The 24,623-nt window shown below is 43.5% G+C and carries 22 protein-coding genes; 9 read left to right on the top strand and 13 right to left on the bottom strand.

The genetic code is table 11. The features are described from left to right. Nucleotides 1–296: 296 nt before the first annotated feature. The 7 genes from ABDK00_RS16770 to ABDK00_RS16740 form a co-directional block, all read right to left on the bottom strand. Nucleotides 297–1,304, bottom strand: a complete 1,008-nt coding sequence (locus ABDK00_RS16770) for a bestrophin family protein (RefSeq protein WP_346236179.1) — start codon at nt 1,302–1,304, stop codon at nt 297–299. A gap of 59 nt (nt 1,305–1,363) precedes the next feature. Then, nucleotides 1,364–1,852, bottom strand: coding sequence for a hypothetical protein (locus ABDK00_RS16765; protein WP_346236180.1), 489 nt, complete (start codon nt 1,850–1,852; stop codon nt 1,364–1,366). Nucleotides 1,853–1,969: 117 nt separating this feature from the next. Beyond that, nucleotides 1,970–3,367, bottom strand: coding sequence for a HAMP domain-containing sensor histidine kinase (locus ABDK00_RS16760; protein ID WP_346236181.1), 1,398 nt, complete (start codon nt 3,365–3,367; stop codon nt 1,970–1,972). 20 nt (nt 3,368–3,387) lie between these two features. Beyond that, complete coding sequence (locus ABDK00_RS16755; RefSeq protein ID WP_346236182.1) at nt 3,388–4,065, bottom strand: response regulator transcription factor; 678 nt, start codon at nt 4,063–4,065, stop codon at nt 3,388–3,390. A 132-nt stretch (nt 4,066–4,197) separates the two neighbouring features. Continuing rightward, the gene (gene galE / locus ABDK00_RS16750; protein ID WP_346236183.1) at nt 4,198–5,235 is read right to left on the bottom strand and encodes a UDP-glucose 4-epimerase GalE; all 1,038 of its coding nucleotides are present in this window, start codon (nt 5,233–5,235) and stop codon (nt 4,198–4,200) included. Between the two features lie 180 nt (nt 5,236–5,415). Continuing rightward, nucleotides 5,416–6,621, bottom strand: a complete 1,206-nt coding sequence (locus tag ABDK00_RS16745) for an inorganic phosphate transporter (RefSeq protein WP_346236184.1) — start codon at nt 6,619–6,621, stop codon at nt 5,416–5,418. A gap of 85 nt (nt 6,622–6,706) precedes the next feature. Then, the gene (locus tag ABDK00_RS16740) at nt 6,707–7,354 is read right to left on the bottom strand and encodes a DUF47 domain-containing protein (RefSeq protein ID WP_346236185.1); all 648 of its coding nucleotides are present in this window, start codon (nt 7,352–7,354) and stop codon (nt 6,707–6,709) included. A gap of 277 nt (nt 7,355–7,631) precedes the next feature. On the opposite strand from ABDK00_RS16740, the gene ABDK00_RS16735 reads away from it, so the two are divergent. The 3 genes from ABDK00_RS16735 to ABDK00_RS16725 all read left to right on the top strand — a co-directional run bounded on the left by ABDK00_RS16735 (nt 7,632) and on the right by ABDK00_RS16725 (nt 12,408). Beyond that, complete coding sequence (locus ABDK00_RS16735) at nt 7,632–8,867, top strand: hypothetical protein (RefSeq protein ID WP_346236186.1); 1,236 nt, start codon at nt 7,632–7,634, stop codon at nt 8,865–8,867. A gap of 104 nt (nt 8,868–8,971) precedes the next feature. After that, the gene (locus tag ABDK00_RS16730; RefSeq protein WP_346236187.1) at nt 8,972–11,860 is read left to right on the top strand and encodes a TonB-dependent receptor; all 2,889 of its coding nucleotides are present in this window, start codon (nt 8,972–8,974) and stop codon (nt 11,858–11,860) included. A gap of 203 nt (nt 11,861–12,063) precedes the next feature. Beyond that, entirely contained in the window at nt 12,064–12,408 is a 345-nt protein-coding gene (locus tag ABDK00_RS16725) for a hypothetical protein (protein WP_346236188.1), read from the top strand. A gap of 17 nt (nt 12,409–12,425) precedes the next feature. Here the strand turns inward: ABDK00_RS16725 and ABDK00_RS16720 are convergent, their stop codons facing one another. Further along, nucleotides 12,426–13,616: a hypothetical protein gene (locus ABDK00_RS16720; protein WP_346236189.1), complete on the bottom strand. Its 1,191-nt coding sequence runs from the start codon at nt 13,614–13,616 to the stop codon at nt 12,426–12,428. A 282-nt stretch (nt 13,617–13,898) separates the two neighbouring features. Between ABDK00_RS16720 and ABDK00_RS16715 the strand changes: the two genes are divergently transcribed. Then, the gene (locus tag ABDK00_RS16715; RefSeq protein ID WP_346236190.1) at nt 13,899–14,963 is read left to right on the top strand and encodes a hypothetical protein; all 1,065 of its coding nucleotides are present in this window, start codon (nt 13,899–13,901) and stop codon (nt 14,961–14,963) included. A gap of 6 nt (nt 14,964–14,969) precedes the next feature. On the opposite strand, the gene ABDK00_RS16710 is transcribed toward ABDK00_RS16715, so the two are convergent. The 5 genes from ABDK00_RS16710 to ABDK00_RS16690 all read right to left on the bottom strand — a co-directional run bounded on the left by ABDK00_RS16710 (nt 14,970) and on the right by ABDK00_RS16690 (nt 20,097). After that, nucleotides 14,970–15,482, bottom strand: a complete 513-nt coding sequence (locus tag ABDK00_RS16710; RefSeq protein ID WP_346236191.1) for a hypothetical protein — start codon at nt 15,480–15,482, stop codon at nt 14,970–14,972. Nucleotides 15,483–15,564: 82 nt separating this feature from the next. Further along, nucleotides 15,565–16,059 (bottom strand): hypothetical protein, encoded by a 495-nt coding sequence (locus ABDK00_RS16705; protein WP_346236192.1) that lies wholly within the window; start codon nt 16,057–16,059, stop codon nt 15,565–15,567. A gap of 7 nt (nt 16,060–16,066) precedes the next feature. Then, the gene (locus ABDK00_RS16700; RefSeq protein ID WP_346236193.1) at nt 16,067–16,387 is read right to left on the bottom strand and encodes a hypothetical protein; all 321 of its coding nucleotides are present in this window, start codon (nt 16,385–16,387) and stop codon (nt 16,067–16,069) included. Between the two features lie 149 nt (nt 16,388–16,536). Then, complete coding sequence (locus ABDK00_RS16695; RefSeq protein ID WP_346236194.1) at nt 16,537–17,094, bottom strand: RNA polymerase sigma factor; 558 nt, start codon at nt 17,092–17,094, stop codon at nt 16,537–16,539. A 69-nt stretch (nt 17,095–17,163) separates the two neighbouring features. Next, nucleotides 17,164–20,097: a TonB-dependent receptor gene (locus ABDK00_RS16690; RefSeq protein WP_346236195.1), complete on the bottom strand. Its 2,934-nt coding sequence runs from the start codon at nt 20,095–20,097 to the stop codon at nt 17,164–17,166. A 266-nt stretch (nt 20,098–20,363) separates the two neighbouring features. Here ABDK00_RS16690 and ABDK00_RS16685 point away from each other — a divergent pair, with 266 nt between their 5' ends. The 5 genes from ABDK00_RS16685 (at nt 20,364) to ABDK00_RS16665 (ending at nt 24,617) form a co-directional block, all read left to right on the top strand. Next, nucleotides 20,364–20,954 carry a DUF5606 domain-containing protein gene (locus ABDK00_RS16685; protein ID WP_346236196.1) on the top strand — a complete coding sequence of 197 codons (591 nt, stop codon included), beginning with the start codon at nt 20,364–20,366 and terminating at the stop codon, nt 20,952–20,954. Nucleotides 20,955–21,062: 108 nt separating this feature from the next. After that, nucleotides 21,063–22,775 carry a M3 family oligoendopeptidase gene (locus ABDK00_RS16680; protein ID WP_346236197.1) on the top strand — a complete coding sequence of 571 codons (1,713 nt, stop codon included), beginning with the start codon at nt 21,063–21,065 and terminating at the stop codon, nt 22,773–22,775. Between the two features lie 3 nt (nt 22,776–22,778). Then, nucleotides 22,779–23,189 (top strand): CHY zinc finger protein, encoded by a 411-nt coding sequence (locus ABDK00_RS16675; RefSeq protein WP_346236198.1) that lies wholly within the window; start codon nt 22,779–22,781, stop codon nt 23,187–23,189. Between the two features lie 147 nt (nt 23,190–23,336). Next, nucleotides 23,337–23,996 (top strand): YceI family protein, encoded by a 660-nt coding sequence (locus tag ABDK00_RS16670; RefSeq protein ID WP_346236199.1) that lies wholly within the window; start codon nt 23,337–23,339, stop codon nt 23,994–23,996. 111 nt (nt 23,997–24,107) lie between these two features. After that, complete coding sequence (locus tag ABDK00_RS16665; protein WP_346236200.1) at nt 24,108–24,617, top strand: DUF2911 domain-containing protein; 510 nt, start codon at nt 24,108–24,110, stop codon at nt 24,615–24,617. Nucleotides 24,618–24,623 lie beyond the last annotated feature (6 nt).

Raw genomic sequence — 24,623 nt, 5'->3', positions numbered from 1 at the left:
CAATGAGTTGTTATGACGTAAACTGTGTTGAACAATGCTCAGGCAAAAAAAGGAGCGGATGCCTTGCCACTTATCAGGCGCGCGGATGGGTTATTAACTTTGTATAGTAGTAAAGCCAATGCTTGCAGGATAAGACAAAGCAAAAGCTATTAAAAGCATCGGGTTTCAAGCAAGTTGACTTAGTTTTACTGATTCAGTTTGCCCTGAACACGATGCTTTTTTTAATGGAAATTTTCTAAAAAGTAGAAACGGGACCCCAAGAGGCCCCCGTTCTTTTTTCTGATCTTTATTCGGACTTATAATATGAAATATTTTTTGCTGGAGACATAAACGGAAGAAACTTCTGCAAGTTCCTGATCGACGCCGTTTTTACCTGCCGGCAAAAGGTCAGCAACGGCGTTATAAGCCGGAGCTTTCTTCTTTTGTGTTTTATGCAACGTGCTCTTACCGTATAATTGCGTAAGATTTTTTTCAATTCCGCGTGCAATAGTCGTCATTGGCGTATCAGTTGGCTTGTTTTCAAACGGATCCTGGAGGTGAATCGCCATTTTCTCAATCAGTAAGAATGATGCGGAAATGGCTACCACCAGGGGAACTTCCACATATCCGAAATACTCGATAACGCCAAAAGGAAGGAGTCCGATAAACAGCATCAGCGATAAGTGGATATACAGGCTGTAAGTATGCGGAAAGACTGTGTTTTTGATTCTTTCACATTTTCCCATCGCGTCCGTGAGGCGCGATAGCGTTCGGTCAAGTTCTACCTGCTGATAGCTGTTGATCCAGCCCTTATCGAGCGCCAGATGCAGGTCGGATCCCATATTGTCCAACAAAGCGGTCGGTGTGTTTTCAATATCGCTGATGGCGTCGAATTCTTCTTTGCTGATATATTTTTCAAGCCCCTTTAAGGCATTCTGATTTCTTAGGTGGCGGCCCAGCGCATAGCACCAGCCAATCTGGCGATTGATGATTCTTTGTCTGAACACCTGCACTTCTTCACTATGATAATTATCGTAGGTGAAGCTAAGCACCTGCCTTGCCAGGCTTCTGGAGTCGTTTACGATGGCGCCCCAAATATGCCTTGCTTCCCACCACCTGTCGTAGGCCTGGTTGCTTCGGAAGCCTAATAAAAGCGAGATGACTGTTCCCAAAACGGCAGGCACTGCCAAGGGGATCGTGATTCTCGTCAGATGCGAATAACTGTAAAGCACGGCTATAATGGTCGCGTAAATTGCGATGGCAATAATCTCATATTTGATTTTGCCAAATACATATTTGAACGGTATATTTTTTTTCAGTAACATATTTGTATTTTTTAGGTTGATAAGCAGTGCTCGTTTCTTTTATCAGGCTATAATCCCTGTCAGGCGCTTGCGAGCGCTACGTCTGCTATAGCAACATTTGTTTCCTCTTTTACAGCGGGTTTATCCATACGGTTCACAAAGCTCGACAAGAGTGTCACCTTGCTTTTTTTGAAAAATGGAACCGGGTTCAGGCTTGATTGGTGACTTTTGGTAAATACATAATTGTCCGGGCAAACGATCATATCAATTTCGTTGGCTTCCGTAAAATTGTTAAACACCGCCTGCGTATTTCCTGTCAGGTATTTAAAACATATTTTTTTAATCAGATCAGGATATTTGTATTTCAGGTATTTGCAATTCTGCCTGAAAGAATCGTTCATCATCGCGGCATAAGGAGGTTCCTTGCGAATCAGGTCGTTGATACCATTTGGCATTTTATAGATGTGAAACAAAATGATGTTTACTTCCTGGTTCAGGGTTTTCACGGTTTGTTCCGCCAGGCGGAAAGAAGCTTGAGAGAAGTCGGTTGGAATTAAAATATTTACCATAGTATGCTGTTTTAAATGATACAGCAAAACTGCGGCAGAGGCATTAAAAGGGCTTAAGACTCAAGTTAGATTATAGTTAGAATAGTATTAGAATGGTATTAAAACGACTTTAAAATTTTAATCGGTTTTTAATAACTTTTCCGGATCGTTAACAATTGGAAGTGAAATCTTAATTGTAGTTCCCTGGTTTTCAGCAGATACGACGTCGATGCTGCCCCTGTGCATCCGAATGATATTTCTTGTTAAAGGCATGCCAATGCCATAACCTTCAAATCTTCCCGTATTAGAAGCGCGGAAAAAAGGGTCATAAATATATTTTACTTCGTTCACAGGAATACCAATCCCCTTATCCGTCACAATGATAATAGCCTTGTCGCGGGCGAGCTTTAATTCGATGCTCACGGGCGCGTTGCCCGAGTATTTACAGGCATTTAATACAATGTTGTCCAACGCAACTTTCAGCAGCTCTTCGTTGCCATATACGCTGATCTCGCTTTCCTGTTCGGGAAGGTCGGGTAGAAAAATAGATACCTGGTTATCGGGTTCCACATCCGTCACATTTTCCCTGATTCTAAATAACAATTCATCGAGCCTGATCCGTTCCCAGCGTTGGGTCTTCCCATCAAAGCCCGACTGAGCCAGCGCCAGCAGTCCTTTGGTCAGGCGTTGCAATTTTTCTGCCTGCTGAATAATATTGGTAAGGCTTTGTTTATAGTCTTCCACGTTCCGGTCGCGCGTTAATGCATAGTCCGCTTCTGCAATAATCGAAGTAAGCGGTGTACGAAACTCGTGAGATGCGTGGCTTACAAAATTGTTTTGCGCCTCAAAAGCTGTAGAAAGCTTATCCAACATAATATTGAAAGTGTCGATCAGCGAACCCAGTTCATCGCTGCCTTCAGGTCTTTTGAGGCGTAGATGAAGATTGCCCTCACTTATCGCTCGCACCCGCTCGGTGATATACCGGAAAGGCTGAAAGGTTTTCTGAGAAAAATACATCCCGACGCTATAAATGATAATCACCGAAGCCACCAGCGTGATGATAAGGATATAACCCAGTTGCCTGATGATCTCGCCACCGTATTTATTAACTGCGGATTCGATCACCAGGTAATTCCCGGTTTCGTCTTTATAATAAATGCCGGCAAAATGCTCTTGCCGGTACTGGTAAAAAACGGTTCCGCCGTTGGCGATTTTGATACGGCTCAGATAAGATTCCGGTAGGTTGGGCGGGAACGGCGGTTGGGGCTGGCCTTTTTCATTCAATGGAATGATATGCGACTTTTCATCGGGCAGCCGTTCGAGATATTGCCGCTGAATAACTTTGAAAGATTCGGTGGTATTATGATCTTCTTCAAACTGATATTTGGAAGCGATATGAACCCGCAATTCCAGGCGCTTGTAGAAATCTGCGTAAGCAAATTTGTTTGAAAAATAATATACAATAACCGCCAGTACCGTAAAAACGGCGGCGGTCAAAATGGTAAATAGAATCGTTGTTTTTGACTGGATGGTCATTTTTAGAACGGCTTGTCTTTTTAAGAAACCTTAAACATATATCCCATGCCGATCACTGTTTGAATCAGCTTTTGTTCTGCATCGGTATCAATTTTTTTTCTGAGATAATTAATGTAAACATCCACGACGTTGGTGCCCATATTAAAATTGATGCCCCAAACATGTTCGAGAATTTCAATGCGCGACACCACTTTGTTTTTATTCTTTATAAGAAAATCAAGCAACCGGAATTCTGTAGCCGTAAGGTTTACGGGCTGGCCTTTCAGCGTAACAATCTTGGAGGAGCGGTTCAACACAAGGTCGCCCGTTTCAAATGTGTCTTCCAATTCTGCTACCAGGCCTCTTCTTCTGCTCAGCGATCTTATCCTGGCTTCCAGTTCAATAAACTTGAAGGGTTTCACCAGGTAGTCATCAGCTCCTGCATTAAGCCCGGCGACAATATTTTCGGTGGTGCCCAACGCGGTCAGAAATAAAATGGGTGTATCAATTTTATGTTCACGGATGGTTTTGCAAAGTTGCATCCCATTAATACCTGGCAACATAATGTCGAGGATAATAATATCATAATCGCTCGTAAGCGCCAGGTCGAGGCCCGTAGTGCCGTCGGGCGCTATGGAAATATGGTAACCATTTTCGTTTAATCCTTTGTTAATGATATTGGCCACACTCGGCTCATCTTCGATCAGCAATATTTTCATTCCTTTTTATTTTGTGAAAATCGGTCGTCAAATAATAAGCATGCTTAAAAGGCCGGTTTTCAGACCGCTCTAAATTATAACAAAAAAGCCCGCAAATCGTGCGGGGCTTAATGATTCTGTTTGTAATCGATATTAATGAGCTGGTTCGGCCTTTGTTTTCAGGGCTTTTTCCCATTCCCAGGCAGTGCTCATCATTTCGTCTATGCCGTATTGAATATCCCAGCCGAGGCTTTTTACGGCATAATCATTATTGGCATATATGGCGATTACATCACCCGGTCTGCGTGGGCCGATTTCATAATTAAGCTTTTCGCCGCTTACGCGTTCGAAGGCATTAATCGCTTCTAAAACCGTTACGCCATTGCCTGTGCCCAGATTAAATATTTCGTAGTTCGAGCTGTTTTTAGCGCTTTGTAAGAATTGGATGGCCAGGGTGTGCGCATGTGCAATATCGCTTACGTGAATGAAGTCGCGCAGGCAGCTGCCATCTCGTGTATCATAGTCTGCTCCGTGCACCGTCATCTTTGGCAGCTTGCCGATAGCGGTTTGAGTGATGGCGGGAAATAAATTTTGAGGCCGGCCAATAGGTAATTCTCCAATTTCGATCGAAGGATGTGCACCTACGGGATTAAAATACCGTAGAGAAATGACGCTGGTTGCTGCTGCAACTTTGGCAAAATCCACCAAAATCTGCTCTCCCATTTGTTTAGTCGCGCCATAAGGGCTTTCGGCTGGCTTTTGTGGGGTCTGCTCGGTCACCGGAATGGCATCGGGATTGCCGTAAACCGTACAAGAAGACGAGAATACGAAATATGGGATTTTGAAGTCCCGTACGCATTTCAGAATGTTGATGAGTGAATTTAAATTATTTTCATAATACATTAATGGCTCATTTACCGACTCTCCAACTGCTTTATAAGCTGCAAAATGAATAATGCCCTCGATATCCGTGTTCTCCTGAAACACAGCGTAAGTGTCGTCAAAATTGCAAAGATCTACTTTGTAATTTTTTACCGCTTTGCCGGTGATCTTTTCGACACCTGCCAGCACTTCGGGGTTCGAGCGACTGTTATTGTCGATAGAAATAACATCATATCCATTCTGAATAAGATCAACAACGGTGTGGGAGCCAATATATCCGCATCCGCCGGTAACTAAAATTTTTGCCATAGATGATTTAAGTTTTCTGATAATAAATCGCGGCAGCGCCCCGCAGGTTGATGCTGCCATTGTGCGATCTGCTGCAGGCGCAAGTTAAGCAATCCTAATAACAGGAGCATAAAAAACAGCGCTGCTGCCTGATGCCGGCGCAAAAGTGCGTTTTTTTATCTGAAATAATCCACGGAAGGTTTAACTGGCTACCAGCCTTACAATAAAGTAAACGACACCCGCCAGAATAGCGCTGATGGGAATGGTGAGGATCCAGGCCCAAAGCAGGTTAATCGTAACGCCCCAGCGAACGGCGGAAAGCCTTTTGGTGGCGCCCACCCCCATAATCGCACCCGTGATCGTATGGGTTGTACTTACCGGTATTTTTAATTCTTCGGTAATAAATAGGGTCAACGCTCCTGCTGTTTCCGCTGCCACACCTTCAAAAGGCGTAACCTTGGTGATTTTTGTGCCCATGGTTTTTACAATCTTCCATCCGCCGCTCATCGTTCCAAGCGCAATAGCGCCATAGCAGGCCAGTGGAATCCAGAATACCATGTGATCGAGGCTGTAAGAAACCGGATCGTAGGCCACCAACGCAGCCATGATGATGCCCATCACTTTCTGGGCATCATTTCCTCCATGGCCAATACTAAAAATCGCAGAAGACAGAAGCTGAAGGCGTTTGAACCAAACCGTGGCCCTATGCGCATTGAGCGAGCTGAGGAAAAGGGAGAAGATGGCCATGATAATGACAATCAGGCCAAATAGTAAGAACTTAAAGTTTTTTGAATAGAAAATCACTTTGGCCGCATACGATTCGTAGTGAGATTTAATAACGGTAGTGTCGGTTTCTAAAGCGAAATACCAGAAGGTGATAATGCCCAGAATAATAGCTATTGAGAAGAGACGCATGCCCCAGCCTTTCTTGAACGAATGTAAAAACCAAAGCGAAAGCAGGAAAGCCATGATGAGGCCGACAAGCGGCGCCAGAAAAATAAACGACGCTACCTTGATTACCACGGTTGAGTTGATGGAAGCCAAGGTCTGAGAATGAGCGATAGCCGCGCCGGCAAAGCCGCCAATTAGCGTGTGAGATGAAGACGAAGGAATCCCGCGCCACCAGGTAAAAAGGTTCCAGGTGATGGCCGCGATAAGGCCGGAGAAAATTACATTCAGGTCGATATACTGCTCTTTCACAGTTTTTGCGATGGTGTTCGCAACGCCGTGATCTTTAAAAATGAAGTAAGCAACAAAGTTGAACAGCGCAGCCCACAAAACGGCCTGAAAGGGCGTGAGCACTTTAGTTGAAACAACCGTGGCTATTGAGTTGGCCGCATCGTGGAATCCGTTAATATAGTCGAAGATGAGGGCTAATGATATAATAATAACGAGGTAGGTAAACATAGTTGATAGTTAATAGTTCATGGTTCATAGTTAATGGCTCATGCTAACCGTGTCTGGTCTTCTATGAACCATGATCCATATGCTATTAGGCGTACTTAATAATAATGGATTCAATTACATTGCCTGCATCCTCACATTTGTCGGTAACCAGTTCCATCACCTGGTAAATATCTCTTCTTTTGATTAATTCTTTGGCGTCGATGTCGCTATTGAACAGCTTTTCTATGCTCATATCAAAAACATCGTCGGCCTGGTTCTCGATGCTGTTTATTTTTACCAGGGCTTCGGTAATATTTCTGATCTTTTTCATATCCCGGAGTTCAGAAACCGCCGTTTGCACATGTTGCCCGCCCTGTTCGATCAACTCTGCCATTTTTTGAAAACCGGTTTCGTTGGGATTGATTTTGTAAAAGTTAATTTTCTTTCCGGCTGAGTAAGTATAATCCACAATATCGTCTAAGGCTGCTGCCAGGTAGTGGATATCTTCGCGGTCAAATGGTGTAATAAAGTTTCGGCTCAACTCAGTGAATACATTATGGGTCAGTTCGTCGCTTGCGTGTTCTACATCCGTCAGTTCCTGAACAATCGCGCTTCTTTTATCGTAGTCCGGTTCAAAAACCAGCTGCTTCAACAAATCGCCCGATTTGGCAACATTGTCCGAAATCTTTTCAAAGAGTTCGAAAAATACGGTATTCGCAGGCGTAAAAATTTTAAGTATTGAGTTAAGACCCATGACGAATTTGTTTTAAGTGGTGGCAAAAGTATTTTGTTAGAAGCTTGTATTGTCGAAAATAGCAGGATTTAATAATTCCTTAATATTGAAATCATATTAAAAAATCTCCTTTCACACGGATCTTTCCCGCCAACCCCACTGTTATCAACAAAAGTAGCGATAATTAATATTGGGGTAACATTTGCCTTACAATTTCATAACATACGAGTAATAATCCGGTAACATAGCCGGCCCACCTTTGCAGCAGATTTAAGCAGCCAATTATTACGGTCTTTCTTTGAAAAGCAAGATTGACAACTTAAAATTTTTAAAACAAAAAATCAAAAAAATGAAAACTTCAAAATTGATCATTGCCGCTTTTGTGTTGCCCTTATCGGTATGGTTAACTGCTTGTGATAAAGATGATGATCCTGTAGGTCCTCCAGACGAAACGGGCAATACGGTAGTAACTGCTAACATTTCTGCAAACACAACGTGGACAAAAGATAAAGTATATGAGTTGGCTGGCCGTATTACGGTATTAAGTGGCGCTACGCTTACTATACAGCCGGGTACGATTATTAAAGGACAAGCTGGTGCCGGCGCAAGCTCTACCGCTTTGTTAATTGCAAGAGGCGCTAAATTAATGGCGGAGGGTACTGCTTCTGCGCCTATTATTTTTACTTCTGTTGCTGATGAAATTACTCCCGCTGACGTAGCTGCCGGCAACTTTGCAAGCCCCAATTTGGCTTCAACAACAAATGGTCTTTGGGGTGGTTTAATTGTATTAGGAAACGCTCCTATTTCTGCTTCTGCACAGGCGGTTCAAATTGAAGGTATTCCTACTTCAGATCAGAATGGTTTATATGGTGGTACAAATGCTGCTGATAATTCTGGGGTATTAAAATATATCTCTATCCGCCATGGTGGTACTGAAATCGGCGCAGGTAACGAAATTAACGGATTGACCCTGGGTGGAGTAGGTAGCGGTACCGTAATTGAAAATATTGAAGTGGTAGGCAATCAGGATGATGGCATTGAGTGGTTTGGTGGTACCGTAAACGTGAAAAATGTTGTGATTTGGGACGCTGGCGACGATGGCTTAGATACGGATCAGGCCTGGACTGGTACTGTAGATAATTTTGCAGTATTAACGGTGGGTGGCCACTGCTTCGAATTGGATGGTCCTGAAGGTGCTGTTAATACCAATCCTCACACTATTAAAAATGGTTATGTAGATGCTGAAGGTTCGGCTGATTTGATCAACACAGATGCGAACACTTATGTAAACCTGCAAAACATTTTTATTACCAATATTGGCGCTGGCCAGGTGGTAAGGCACAACGCCCCTGCTGGAGTAGTAACTTATTCAGGAATAAATCTTGATATCCCTTCTGGTGTTATTACAGATTATATTAAAAACAATGCGGGCGCTTTGGTAAGCGTAACAGGTATCGTTAAAGGTACGGCCAATACATTCAATGCTGCATCTTTAAACTGGACCTGGGCTGCTAAAGCCGGTGCTTTAAACTAATACGCGACCCCGAACCAGTTCAAAAAGGTACTTTTTATATCATAGATAAGAGGCTCGCATGAAAGTACATGCGGGTCTCTTTTTACTTTAAATTTTCGAAATAAATGCTTAAGCAACTTACCTTAGTATTCTTACTATTTTCTTCGCTTTTCCTCCATGCTCAGAAAGGAACCGTTCGCGGTATTGTAATCAGCGATGATTCTGGCGAGCCTTTAAGAGGTGTTACTGTTTCTGTTGCAGGTAAAAAAATAGCAACAACAACTGATTTGGATGGTAGTTTTTCTTTAACTGCAGACACAGGCAAAATTTCTTTACAACTAACCAATGTTTCTTATCAAAACCTTGTAGTTGAAGATGTGCAGGTTATTGCTAACGATGTTACAATTCTCAACAACCTGCGCATGGCTCCTGCTGCCAAGCAAATTGAAGCTGTTGTGGTTACTGCAAGGCAAGTGCGTACTTCTGAAGCAGCCATTCATACGGCGAAGCGCCGGTCTCCGGCTATGATGGACGGTATTTCCGCTGATAAAATACGCCTCGCGGGCGACGCCACAGCCGGAGCTGCAGCAAAAAGGGTTACTGGCGTTTCGGTAGAAGATGGTAAATATGTTTACATACGTGGCTTGGGCGACCGTTATTCTAAAACTACGCTTAACGGAATGGATATACCCGGTCTGGATCCGGATCGCAATAGCTTGCAAATGGATATCTTTCCTTCCGGCCTGATCGATAACATGATGATTAGTAAAAACTTCATTGCAGAACTTCCGGCAGATTTTACCGGCGGTGCGATGAACATTGAAATAAAAGATTTTCCGCAGCGCAAAACTTTAAATGCTTCGCTGGGTATTTCTGTCAATCCCAGGATGCATTTTAATTCAAACTACCTGAAGTATAAAGGAGGTTCTACCGATTTTCTGGGTTTTGATGATGGTACCCGGGCTTTGCCAAGCGATGCGCGAAATTCAAGAATGCCTTCACCTACCAGCGGCCATAGCCCGCAACAGGTAGGTCAGTTTTTAAGAAAGTTTGATCCTACGCTGGCTGGCGAAAGAGCTACCAGCTTGTTCGACTATGATTTTTCGTTTTCAGCAGGAAACCAGTTTTCGCTGAAAGGGCCTAAAGCTCCTAAACTGGGCTATGTATTTTCGGTTTCATATAAAAATACTTATACCTATTACGACGACCTTGTTTATGGAGAGTATCAGAAGCATATCGACCCTTCTGAAAATGAACTTAGATATGCTACGCTACAGCAGGGACAGTTGGGCGAGCGAAATAATTTGTTAGGTGTATTGGCCGGCGTTGCTTACAAAACCAATTTGAGCAAGATACGCTTAATGGCAACGCATTTGCAAAATGGCATCAGCAAAGCTGCAAAGTTTGATATACAAAATGACGGTGAAGCTGTAGGGCAGTCGGGCTATGTCGCAAAATCAGATAACCTTGAGTATAGCCAACGCTCTTTAAGCAATGTGCTGTTGCATGGCGATCATCGCTTCAAAAACGAAAGCTGGGAATTAGACTGGCGCATTTCACCAACCTACTCTATATCCAACGATCCGGATATCAGAAGGACAGCTTTTACCTATGACCCAACCAGGACCTGGTTTTCTGCCGGCGCGGGTGGTAACCCTTCGCGCATCTGGAGATATTTAAATGAGATCAACCTGGCTTCTAAAATTGATCTTACTAAAAAGTATCAATTTAATGACCTGACGGCTAAACTAAAGTTTGGTCTTAGCCATCTTTATAAAAACAGGGATTATAAAATATTGTCTTATAATCTTCAGTTTTTCAACCCGCAGGATTGGAGCGGCATCAATTACGATCCCAACCAGGTGATGAACCCATCAAACCTGTACCCCAACAATCCCAATGGCGCTTATCTTATTTCTGGTAACAGGATGCCTAACCCTAACGAATATCAGTCCAACGCAATGAATATGGCGGCCTATGTTTCAAATGAAATGTCGGTAACGGACAAATTAAAAACCGTAATCGGTATTCGTGCCGAACAATATACGCAAAGGCATACGGGTAGAAACAACCAGGGAACGATTACGTTGGACAACGAAAAAGTGTTGAATACTTTAAACTTTTTTCCAACGGTTAATTTAATCTACGCCATCAAGTCTAACCAAAATTTAAGGATGTCTTACGCGCGTACTATCGCACGCCCTTCTTTTAAAGAAATGTCTTTCGCACAAATTCTGGATCCGATCACCAACAGGTTTTTTAATGGAAGTATGTTGCCTTATAATGACCCTACTACCGGAGAAGTTACATGGAGCGGTAAATTGGTAGAAACAGACATCAACAACTTTGACCTGCGTTGGGAAAAATTCATGCCGTCAGCACAAATATTTTCAGTGAGTGCTTTTGCAAAAACTTTTGCCAATCCAATTGAAATGGTGCGGATATATGAACAGCAAACAAGTGCCGAATATCAGGCCCGAAATGTGGGTGATGGTTTATTAGTTGGCGGCGAAGTAGAGTTTAGGAAAACGCTTGATTTTATGGCTGAGAGTTTAAGGAACTTTAGCGTCAACGGAAACTTTACGTATGTAATGTCGAGAATAGACATGACCGATGTTGAATACGAAGCAAGAGAAAGATACAAAAAGGATGGTGAAGAGCTGAAGCGCTACAGGCCAATGGCTGGTCAGGCTCCTTATGTTATCAACGCGGGCATTGGCTATAATAACGGTGATAAAGGCATAGACGCTGGTCTATTTTACAATGTGAAAGGCCCTGTTCTTTGGATTGTAGGCGGAAGCCTGTTCCCGGATGTTTATCAAAAACCATTCAATAGCCTTAACCTCACATTCGCTAAAACTGTTGGTGAACATTTTGCGGTGGATTTCAAAGCCTCAAATATCCTCAATGCTAAAATGCAAAAAGTATTTGATTCTTACGAAGCCGCTGAGCAACCATTTGAAACCTACACTCCCGGAACTGCATTTGGCCTGGGTGTAAGTTATAAGTTTTAATTTTTTATCTGGTAAATGAATGCTTTGAATAGCGCTTCCGGCCGGAGGCGCTATTTCATTTATTGAAATAAACGATTAGCGCTTGCGGATGGCGTTTTCTATATTTGTCCATAGTTTCTTAATATAAGCCTGTTGCATTTATTGACGCTATTGCGTCTTATTATCAAGAGTCAAATCAAACATTAACCATAAAAACAAACCATATGACTGTCAAATTGATGCTGGCCGCTTTTTTTATTACTTTAATAATGGGGTGTAACAAAGCCGATAATGCATCTCCCATAGACGATCCTACCGAGCAAATCGCCTGGTTGAAATCAAAAAAAGAAGAACTTTCGAAAAACTGTGGCTGTATGCCCACCATTTGGTCTCATTCCTACGAAGGCAGAACCATTTTTGAAATTGGGTGTAGCGGGCCTGCCTGTAATTGTGTACATTCTTTTTATGAGGAAAATGGTAATGAAGTAGCGGGTGCTCAGGACGCTGACCGGGCGTCTTTTGTATCCAAGCTGAAGAATCAAAAAAAGCTATGGTCTTGCGGCGAATAGAAATGATGACGCGTTTTTTATAAAGGATTATAAACATACGCGACCTCGTAGGCTTCCTTTTTTAATTCGGGCAACAATTCTCCCAGCCGCAGGTCTTTGCTTTGCGGTGTGGGTTCGCAAACGGAGTATTGCGCGCCTTTGTATTCAATCGTATTCCCAACCGGTTTATCAAATTTGATCGCAATGGTCACATGCCGGGGATAGGCCAAAACAATCATGGGAAGATTATAAATTTCTTTTACCAGGAAAAAAAACAAACCAACGCGGTCATCGCAATCGCTGTAGGGAGACAACAGGGTTTGCTCGGGCGATAATCTTTTTTCTGAGCCGAAAACGTCGGTGTCGGCATCAAACGGGAAAGCGTAGCGGGTGAAGTGCATCAAATAGTCGACCCCGTTTTTGGTATTCAAACCGCGCAATTGTTTTTTTAGCAGCGTGATCAGCGATGCATAGGTTTTATTGCTGAGCGGAATGTTGATATAATCCTTGTACTCAACAACCGGGTAGTTGTTAAATAACCGGGTTATTTGAGAGTTGATTTTAATGGAAAAATTATACTCGTTGGTGTTATAAGTAAACTGCAATTTCTTATCGATATAATCAGCATCATTAAAATCGGGCAGTTTTTCAATTTTATAGGAAAAAATGCGTTGCGGCTCGGGCAGCGCAATGGCTACCCCTTTAAATACTTCTTTTTCAAAATTGATATTGCTGCCATAATCATGATAATTTAAACAAACATATTGCCGACCGTTTTGCTGCCGATACGGAATATTGTAAATATTTTCATCGCACTGAATATAAAAAAGGAGCCGGCCATTATTGTGGCTCAATAAAGTTCCATAACCCGCTTTCACCATCAAATACCATTTATACAGCGTGTAGCGCAGGTAGTTATCTGCTTTGGGGCTGATTTGTTCTGTAGCATTTCTGACCAGTTGATAAAAAAGCCAGTCATCCGCCTTTTTAAAAGTCCGGTAGTTTTCGAGCGCCGTGATCAAACTGCTGAAATCGGTATTTTCCGCCTTTTCATAAAAAGCGTTTATTTGTTCATCGCTTAGTGCAGCTTCATTGAAATCGACAAGCGCGGTTTTGTCGTACCTGAAAGAAATCACGTCGCCATAAAAGTTGAAAGTAACATTGTTGGAGGCGGCGGCGTAAACGGGCATCAGGGCCACAAAAAGCAATATCGTAATGAATCTTTTCACGATTTCCGGTACTTTATTAAAGTTACAAAACATAACAATTATTTAATATTAAATTTTGGATATTGATAAAAATTATCGCCACTAAACTTTTTGGGCGACAATTCGTCTTCCTTATAATATTTAGAAAAAAATATCGTTTTAATTCAAACTGATACCAAATTCGAGATGATTAAGTGCAAATGTGTTCCCCTCTGTTTTCTGTTTTTTTCTTTGATAAATACGGGCTATGCCCAATCTCCGGCCCTAAAAAAGCTGGGTTCCTGGCATCAAAAGGGCTATTATTTGCTGAATCCCACCTTTGCGGCAAATAGCGAGGAAGTGGCTTTTGTACAACGGCTGAGCGGCAGGGACAGTGCTGGGGAGCGCCCTGATGATATTTATAAAAATGCCAACAAAAGCTACCTGTCGAAGCAAAGCCTGGCACAACGAAAAAATGATCCGGTGGTAAGTATTTTCGACTATCAGAAAGAAAAATTGTCGTTGATCGACTTTGGTTGGGCGCCGGCTTTTTCTCAAAACGACGGTCGCCTCGCCTACGCACATCAGCTAAAGCCGCTACAGGAGCAGGACCGTTTATATGCCGATGCATACAGGGGCAACAGCATTAAAGTTTATAATAAATCAACTCAAAAAACGGAGGAGGTGGCCCGGCCGCAGGGACTTTATCTGCTTGATCCCCTTTTTATCGATTCGCTAACGCTCGCCTATAAAACCGGAGAAAAGGTAAACGGCCCCTTTGGTTCGGCAATTTCGTTAAGCCAGGTAAACCTGCGGACTAAAAAGACAGTGTTGATGCAGCAGGCGGCCATTAAATACCGGCTCTACAATTTAATCGGAGAAATCTTTATGAAAGGAAAGCAGCCGGCTTATGTTGTTTATAGTCCGGCTGATACGGGACAGGGTATGGCGAACGAATATGTGCATCTATTGGTGAGCGGATCGGATACCTTGCAGAATTTTGGAATCAGAAGGTTTACAAATCTCAGTTACAAATTTGCCATCAACGAGCGCAACGAGATCCTGTTTTTGGATGATCAGCATTATTTACCTGAGGATACCAATTACCTGGCCGTGTACGCAAAAGGAGCGCTCATTCAAAACCAACCGCTTTCTTTCAAGTACCAAACGGCCTACCTGAGCCCTGGCGGGAAAAATATGGTTTATATAACTGCGACGAATGAGGCTTACCTGGTCAATCTCAAAAATTTTGCTCAAACCAAAATTGAGCGGCCACAAAAGGAAGTGCACACTATCGCGTGGAGTAATGATGGTAAAAGGCTGGGGTTGGTGCAGGACCATGAAAAATTGGGGGGCACCGACGAGTTGCTGTTATATGAAATCCGATAATGGATGTTATCTTCTTTTGTGTAGGGACGGTTCGATTGTTCCCTTCCATTTTTTGTATTGATCTTCGGTCAATTCCTCTTTCAGGCTTTTTTCGCGGGCGGCTATCAGCGCTTCATTTCTTTTTCTCACACTTTGAAAATCCTGCCCCGATAATCCCTGCGCAAGCCCGGAGGCGGGCCTTTGGATATTGTTTTTCAATTTTTGCTGCCCTTCGTAAAAACTAAGAAAAATGTCTTCAACAGCCGTCCGTTTTTCTTTAGGTAATTTAAACGCTGCATCAAAAAGGTCCATCACTTGCGCAACTTTGTCTTTTGCGCCGTCTTTCGCAGCACCGCTTTGCGCCGAACTGCTAAGGCTCCATAGAAAAATACCTGCTGCTAAAAAAAATGCTTTGGTTCTCATCCGTAAAACTTTTTTCAATGAAAGCGGACTGGCTTTGCTTATGTCAACCGTTTCCCCGATCGCATAGTCAAACGAAAACATCCGGCTGCCGCCCTGCTTCTGTATGCAAAATTCCATGCGTTTATCAAACGCGATAGCAAATGAACACATGAAAACTTTCTTATAAGAGGGCGCAATTTATAAAAAGTTGCAAGTGTGCTTATTTTGATGCACCGGCAGCTGCCGCGGGTCTTCGGCTTTTTCCCTTGTTGATGATTCGAATCATGAGTGAATCGTAGGCCGGTTCCTGAGAAGGCGTGCAGATTTTCCGCGTTTCAGTAACGTGTCGAAAAGCGCTGATTTCTACCTGTTTTTGCAGCCTGCCAATCGAATCAGCCAGGGTTTCCACCACAGAATCGGGCGTGTTGGGTTGTTTGGTTAAATCAAAAATAACATTCTTTACGTCGATGATCTGGTCCATTTTTGCCTTTGCATTGGCCCAGTGTGTTTCTCTAAGCTTGTTAAACCTGGCCACCTGTTCGTCGTTGAAGCCCACTTCCCGCTGAAGGATGGCCGCAAAACTATCTTTGCTTTTTTCCTTTTTGGGCTTCTTTTTCCCACCAAGAAGGAAATAACCGATTACCAAAACATTAGTAACTAAGAGCAGGAATATTATGAAAACCAGGAATTTATTAGTAGATCGACTTTGAGGCATTATTTAATTATTGATTAACATCGTTAACGGCCAAAATGTAATTCTCGTTTTGAAGCACGTCAGAAATGGTATTCGACGACGCGGTAACGCTTTCCTGCTCTTCATAATCGGTCGTTATGACCGTGTAAATATTAGCTACCACAATTACCGAGAGGCAACTTAAGGCAATAACGGGGCGGGTAACCAGTTTTATCGATCGCGACCAGAAATTGTTTTCTTCCTGCATTTTCCCCATTACGCGGGTATGCATAAATGGCCTCGCTTCAGCACGCGATATGCCGTCAAGGCTGTTTAAAATTTCTTCAATTTCCGAATTGGATCTTTTCATCGTGTTTTCTTTTTGCTATCCGCTGGCGGATCATTTATTTTCCTGGCAACCCCGGCAATCGACGCCCGTTTTTAAAATTGGGTTTCTCATGCATTATATACACATTTATTAGACGCTATTTTTTTATTTTTCTTGTAAAATAAGGCTTTTTAACTTTCTAATATTTTTTTCAGATTGTTTTTTGCCCGATGCAATAACGACTCTACAGCGGGTATGGTCGTTTGCATAATTTCACTTATTTCCTGGTAACTCTGCCCTTCTATTTTACTGAGAATGAATGCTATCCGTTGATTTTCAGGAAGTTGATATATCGCTCTGAACAAAATAGCTGCATTTTCCTTTTTATCTAAAATAACCCCCGGATGGTGAAAGTCGGGCGGATTTACTTCTACCTGCGCATCTTCTCCAAATATACTTTTTACAAAGCCAAAGCGCTTTTTTCGTTTCTTTTTTCGTTCATGATCGAGCGATTTTGTCGTCGCGATCCGGTACAGCCAGGTAGAAAGCTTAGACTCACCTTTGAAGGAATGAATCGACTGGTAGACCTGCACAAACACATCCTGCGCTAAATCCTCCGCGTCTTCCTGGCTTTTGACAATACTAAGGCAGGTATTGTAAACCATATTTTGATATGTGTCTACAATATGCTTGAAAGCGGCCCCGTCTCCCTGCTTTAATTGTTCTACAAGTATGTCCTCGCTTGCCAAAAAAATGAGTTTGTTGCAAATTCTGGCAGCGATATTACTACATTTTTCTAACTGTTTTGTAATCGGCGCTTAAAACATAGGGCCGCCTGGCCGCCTCCCACCGGGAGACACACCGCCACCGGGAGGGCCGCCCCGCCATTCTCTCCGCTCTTCTCCGCTTCCCGAGGAAGACGACCTTCCTTTGCCAAAATTGCGCAGGCTGTATGTAAAAGTAAGCATGAAGTATTGCTGCAGCACCCGGCTTTGTTCGTCCGTAATTGTATTATTCGCTCCAATGCTGCGGCTCACGCTTTGATTCTGTTTCAGAAGGTCAAATACAGAAAGCTTCAACTCCCCGGCTTTGTTCTTCAGGAATTTTTTGCCGACCGCAGCGTTCCAAAGCCAGTAAGACGTATTAAACCCTTCAGAGAGACCGCTATAGGTTTGGTTGGTCACGTCATTTTGCAAAAACCACCCGTTTTTGGATAGCAGGTTCAGGAAGACGCCGCCCGACTGGTTGATGTACTTGGTAGTACTATTTCTTACCAGGTTGCGGGCCACCAGTTCATCGGGGTATTCGCTCCTGGCATTGCTGAAATTAGCGCCGTAGTTGATATTGAAATCTACGTATTCGCTGATATTGCTCGCCCAAACGATATTTCCGCTCAGCGTATTATTGGTTGTTTTTGTAATCAGATTATTAATTGATCCCGGCCGGTCCACATACGTAAACCCGCCGCTCAGGTTCAGGTTCGATTTAATGGCATTAAACGGAAAACTATAAGTAAGAAATGCATTCAACTGTTTGTACCCGTCGAGGTTGATGGGTTTGGAAAACTGCGAGCCTTTTTTCACGCTTACATTTTGAATTACCGAATCAGCATTTAAGTAATAAACCGCGTTTGTAATATAATCGCTGGTCATCTGCCCGAAGAAATTTGCAAAGAAGCTGTGGCCGGTTTTACGGTTTACGTAAGAATACCTGGCCGAACCGAAATTCGTGTATCCCTGTTTCAGTAAGGGATTGCCGCTGCTCACATTAAGAGGATTGCTGATGTCGAGCACATCCTGAAGCTGATCGATCGACGGGAAGTCGGTGCGCGCGCGATAATAAAGCCTGAAATTACTGTTGAGCCCGATCTTTTTCGACCAGCGCATATTAGGAAGAATAGTGTTGAAATGCTGGCGAACCGGGGAAGCGCCCGGCGGATAAATGCGATTCCCCTCGAGTTTTGAATTCTGAAAATCAACACCGATGGAAAACTGGTTATCGCGCGAGCGGCCTAAACGATAATCGATTTCGGCGGTATTGGTCGTAATGGTGTTATCAAATTTATTCGATTGCAACGGCTGGAAAATATCGTAATTACCATCTCCGTCGTTCTCATAAGTCTGCTGGTCGGCCTTGTTGTTTTGCACCTCATATTCGTATTCAAATTCTATTTGCCCTTGTTTACCAATCGGCTCCGAATAGTTGGCTCTTGCCGAGTAGCGATTGCCATTGGTATTATTATCGCGATACTGATCGAGCAGCGAATCGGTGATCATAGCGCCGTTATAATATCTTAATGCATTGTAATTATACGATTCGCCTGCATTTTTATTAAAAGAAGTTTGAAATCCTAACGACAACGTGCGGCCTCTTTTGGCAAAAGAGTGCCGGTACATGATATTATTATTGATATTGTAACCGTTGCGGTCGCTGTTGGCACGGTTGATGGAACTGTTGACCGAATCTATATCGTTCATGAGCTGGTTAAACGTGTAGTTCGAGCCCGAAGATGCCGAGTTATTATCCTGAAAACTGATCGATGGAATAATATAAATGGTATTATTAGAATCTATTTTGTATTCTGCTCTCAGGTTAAAGCGATGGTTATTGTTGTTGCTGTTAGACAAGGAGTTATTGCCCGTGAAGCGAATACTATCTGTGGTGAACGAAGTTTGGCTCAGCCGGTTCGTTTCGTTGGTTGTATTAGAATTATTATAAAAATAACTGGCTGCTACGTCAAAATTTTTTCTTTTACCCCACTTGTCGCTGAAGTTAACGCCAAAAGCGTTGGTTTTGCTAATGCCGGGCTGCATACCCACGGTGAAATTATCTGAACCGCCGCCAAAACCACCACCGCGATAGCCGCCCCGGCCACCACCTCCGCTGCTGGTCAGCCCCAACAGATCCTGCGAAGCAAAATTTTGCTGGTTTACATTATTGAAGTTTCCAACGAAAGAAACCCGCCTGTCGCCGCTGAAAAAACTGATATTCCCACCGGCCTGGTAGCGCTCATCTGTTCCGTACCCCGCATAAATTCTCCCAAACTGACCGTTGGTGACCTGCGTTTTGGTCACAATGTTGATCGCTTTTACCGAATTGCCGTCATCAAAACCGGTTAGCTGCGCCTGGTCGCTCAGGCGGTCAAAAACCTGGATTTTATCTACCACTTCTGAAGGCAGGTTTTTTAGGGCCATCGTCGCGTCATCGCCAAAAAAATCTTTACCATCAACCGTCACTTTCCTGACCTGCTCTCCCTGCGCGGTCACCGTGCCGCTGCGATCTACGGTAATGCCCGGCATTTTTTTGATCAGGTCTTCTACCGTCGCGTCGGGGTTTACTTTGTATTGCTGGGCGCTGAATTGGGTGGTGTCGCCTTTTTGAGAAACGGCGGGCGCTGACGCAACGACAACCACGCCCTCAAGTGTTGTTGTTTTTTTGGGAATATATACATCGTCAAGATCCAACGAAGGCGCCGAATCAGTCAGGGAAATAGATCTTAAAAGCGTTTCAAACCCAATAGACGTGCTTTTTAATACATAATTGCCCAACGAAAGGTTGGTGAACAGGAAGGTGCCGGATGAATCCGATAAAGTTGATTTGATATTGCTGCTGTCAGTTGGGTTTAACAAATGGACTGTGGCGCCCTTTACCACGATCCCCTCTACAGGGTCCATCAGGGTGCCTTTCACCGTTTGCGCCTGGCTTACAACATTTAAAAGCATAAAAAAGGATAAAAATCCGGCTAACTTCATAAAATTTTCTATTAGCCTTGTTGGACGCCTAAAAAATAATAATCTTTCGCAGCTTTGTTTTTTCTTCGCGACCGCACAAAGCCCGCTTCTAAAAAGACAACGGTGCGCCGGGTTTTTATTCCTGCGAACCATCGCGCAAAACAAGGGTTCGGACTGAAAAAGGCCCGCTGGCGGCTGTAACAAGAGGTGTTTCAGGCATAAATATCAAAAATATGTCGGTAGAAGTGAAGTAGAATATTTATCTTGCGCCACTCAATATTTTCGTTATGGAGTATTATAAATTAGTTGCGGTTACGGGTTTGCCTGGCCTGTATGAATTGATAAGCAGTAAAAAGGACGGCGCTATTGTGCGTTCTTTACAGGACAAATCGACCAAATTTGCGTCAACCCGCATCCATCAGTTTTCACACCTGGAAAGCATTGAAATTTATACAACAGCAGAGAATGTGAATCTTGTGGAGGTTTTCAATGTCATGGATAAAGATGGTACGGCGCTGCCCGATGCCAAAGATGATAAAGCGGTAAAAGCCTATTTTCAAAAAGTTTATCCTTCGATGGATTTCGATCGCGTTTACAATAGCGATATGAAGAAAATCGTAAAATGGTTTGAAATTTTGAAGAAAAACGAAGTAGAGCTGAAACTGTCAGAAGGAGAACCGGAAGAAGCCGATGAAGAAGCAACGGCCGATGATCAGGCAGCAGAAGCGCCGGCAGCCAATAAAAAAGCGCCTGCAAAAAAGAAAGCCGCGAAAAAGGAAGATGCGTCTGCCGACGACGCCTCCGAAGAAAAACCAAAAGCTGCGCCTAAGAAAGCCGCTGCGAAAAAGAAAGCGGCAGCTAAGAAAAAAGCAGAGTAATTTTTACATAGTATTTAAAAAAGGAAAGTCCGAAAGTCGGTTGGGTTGCGCACGGGTTGTGTAATCTTGCCATCTTCCGGACTTTCTGACTTTCAATTGATAATAAATATGACAGCAGACATTCGAGCCAACGAAAGAAAATTGTTGCCAGCTGATTTTCAGGTAACCAATTGGGCCGCCCTCGAGCCTTATTTTAAAGAATTATTAAAACGCGATATCAATTCTTTCCAGGAACTTGAGCAATGGCTGAAAGACCTAAGCGAATTGGAAGCGGTGGTAAGCGAGGATGCCTGCTGGAGGCAGATCAGAATGACATGCGATACAGAAAACGAAGAACTGGTCGCGGCTTTCAACTATTTCATGATGGAGATTCAGCCGAAAATCCAGCCCTATGCTGACCTGCTGAATCGAAAACTATTCGATAACCCTTTTGCGCACGAGCTCAAAGGGCCTGCGTATTTCACCTATCTGAGAAATGTGCGCAAGAACATTGATCTTTTCCGGGAAGCAAATATTCCCCTGCAATCAGAGCTTGCCGTAGAAGCGCAGCAATTTGGGGTCATCAGCGGAAAAATGAGTGTGGAAGTAGAGGGCAAAGAATATACGCTGCAACAGGCTGCCAAATTTCTGGAAAGCCCTGACCGCGAGATACGCGAATCTGTTTATCGCAAGATCGCCTCGCGCCGGCTTGAGCATAAAGATGAATTAAATCTTTTATTTGATGGCCTTTTGCAGAAAAGGAACCAGGTGGCGCTCAACGCGGGCTACCAAAATTATCGCGACTACCGGTTTGTGGAATTGGGCCGTTTCGATTACACCAAGGAAGATTCATTTCAATTTCAGGAGGCGGTGAAACAGTATGTATTGCCGATTGTGGATGAAATTTATCAGAAAAAAAAGAAAAAGCTGGGCGTCGACGATTTTCGCCCCTGGGACGTAGACGCGGAGCCTGTAGGCGTTGAGCCTTTAAAGCCTTTTAAAACCGGGGGGGAGCTATTGCAAAAAATCATCGATTGCTTTGCAGCGCTGAACCCTTTCTTTGCTGCCTGCCTTCAGAAAATGAACCAGCTAAAACGCCTCGACCTTGAAAGCAGAAAAGGGAAGGCGCCCGGCGGATATAATTGCCCGCTGGCTGAAACGGGTGCGCCATTCATTTTTATGAACGCGGCCGGAACGCTTAATGATGTAATCACGATGGTGCACGAAGGCGGCCATGCCGTTCATTCTTTTCTGTCGCATCCGCTTGCTTTAACCGGTTTTAAAGAATACCCGACCGAGTTTGCCGAAGTGGCCAGCATGAGCATGGAACTTTTCAGCATGAACGAATGGCAGGTGTTTTTTGAGGATGAAGGAGAGCTGAAGCGTGCTAAAGAATTGCAATTAGAGCGCGTTTTGACCATCTTCCCCTGGATTGCCACCATCGACAAATTCCAGCATTGGATTTATGAAAACCCAACGCACACACATGAAGAACGTCTACAAAACTGGCAGCGGATTTTAAGCGAATTCACGCCTAAAACGCTCGATGTTTCAGGATTAGAGGCGTACAGGGATTATAGCTGGCAGCGGCAACTCCATTTATTTGAAGTCCCTTTTTATTATATCGAGTATGGTATTGCGCAGCTGGGAGCAATTGGTTTGTGGCAGCAGTTTCAGAAAGATAAAACGCAGGCATTAAAGCATTATACCGAGGCCCTAAGTCTGGGGGGAACGAGAACATTACCCGAATTGTTTGAAGCCGCCGGCTTGAAGTTTGACCTGTCGCCGTCGCATATCAAAGGCCTGATGGAATTCGTGAAAAAAGAAATGGATCAGCTTTAAAAAATGATGAAGAAGCCCTTGCTTTTATATATCATGGCAATGTTGCTGCTTTCGAGCTGTAACCTTTTTCAAAAAGACAATAAAAATCCGGTGAATAATATTGAAGTCAAAGGCCCGGTAGTGGATGCGCACACCCGATGCGTGCATTATCACTCAGAAAAAGATGTGATCGCCATTAAGATGAAATGCTGCGGCGAATATTATCCCTGTATCAAATGCCATCAGGAAACTGCGGGCCATGAAGTAGAAGTTTGGCCGAAAACGGATTTTGATACGAAGGCCATTTTGTGCGGCATGTGTTACCACGAAATGACGATTAATACCTATCTCAATAGTCATAGCCAGTGCCCGAAATGTGGCGCGGCGTTTAATCCCGGCTGCAGCAAACATTACCATCTTTATTTCGAAATGTAAAAAGCAGGTCAGCTGGCCGGTTAGTAGCAGCATATTACTTAGCAGGAGCTCAACATTTCCGGCCTAAATTTTGCGGTTTTTTTTGAACCATTTCAGCCCTAAATTGTTAATTCTAACTTCAAACCACTTAAAAATCAAAATTTTTTTATGAAGAAAATATGTTCACTTTCACTGATAGCAGCGCTTGTTTTTATTTCGTGCAATTCTGCTCCTGAAGCAGATGAAGCTAAGACGGAAGAGCAAAAAGAAGTAGCCGTAACAGAAGGCGAGGTTTATAAAGTAGACTCCACTCAGGTCGCTCAGTTTATCGGCACCAAGCCTGTAGGCCAGCATCAGGGAACTTTCAATGTAACGGGCGGCGAATTTTTTGTGAAAAATGAAGCGATTTTAACGGGTGGTAAACTGACCTTTGATATCAATAGCCTTCAAATTACCGATAAAGACACTTCCGGCGCCCACAAGCTGAAAGGGCATCTGCTGTCTCCCGACTTTTTTGATGCGACCAATCACCCGGCGGCAACATTCGAAATCACATCGGTTGAGGAATATGTTCCGGACAGCACCAATAAAATTGTTTTGGATGGTGCCACAAATACGATCAAAGGCAACCTTACTTTGAAAGGCGTCACTAAAAACGTGGCTTTTCCTGCGGCGATAAACATAACACCTGCGGCCGTTACCGCGAGGGCCAATTTTAACATCAACCGCACCGATTGGGGACTGGTTTATGGCAACGATCAATCTTTGGGGGATAAATTTATCAGGCCCGAAGTAAATGTGAGTTTCAACATAACCGCCTCTAAATAAGGATAAAACGAGGCTTAATAAAATTCCTCGTAAATTCGTTAGGCTGATTGGCAGGCTATTTGCAAATTTACCTGCGACAAAATCAGGAAACGAAAATTAAAAGATATTAACATGAAAAAATTTTTACTATTATCATTCAGTCTGATAGCTGTTCTTTTTGTAACCGCGCAAGATAAGGCTCCAAAAAGCCCGCCTGCAACCACGAAAGCAGCGCTGGCCAGCGGCGCGGTAGTAACCATCAATTACAGCCAGCCTTCGGTAAAAGGCAGGACTATTGGGAAAGACCTGGAGCCTTTGCCCGGCCAGGTATGGCGCACGGGGGCGAACAAGGCCACCGTTTTTGAAGTGAGCAAAGATGTGAAAGTGGAAGGAAAAGATTTGCCTGCTGGAAAGTACGCCTTATTTACGCTCGTGGATGGGAAAACATGGACGATCATTTTCAATAAAACCTGGGATACCTGGGGAGCCTTTAAATACAAAGAAGCAGAAGATGTTTTGCGCATCAATGTAATGGCTGAGAAAGCGCCTGCTTTTTCGGAGAAATTAAATATTACGGCTGCTGATGACGGCAATGTAACGCTGCTTTGGGGCGATAACAAAGTAGATTTTATGGTGAAATAAAATACA

Source organism: Niabella insulisoli, from assembly GCF_039652435.2.
Lineage (GTDB): Bacteria > Bacteroidota > Bacteroidia > Chitinophagales > Chitinophagaceae > Niabella > Niabella insulamsoli.
The sequence above is the reverse complement of the archived record's forward strand: the minus strand, read 5'-3'. Positions and strand labels throughout refer to the sequence as shown.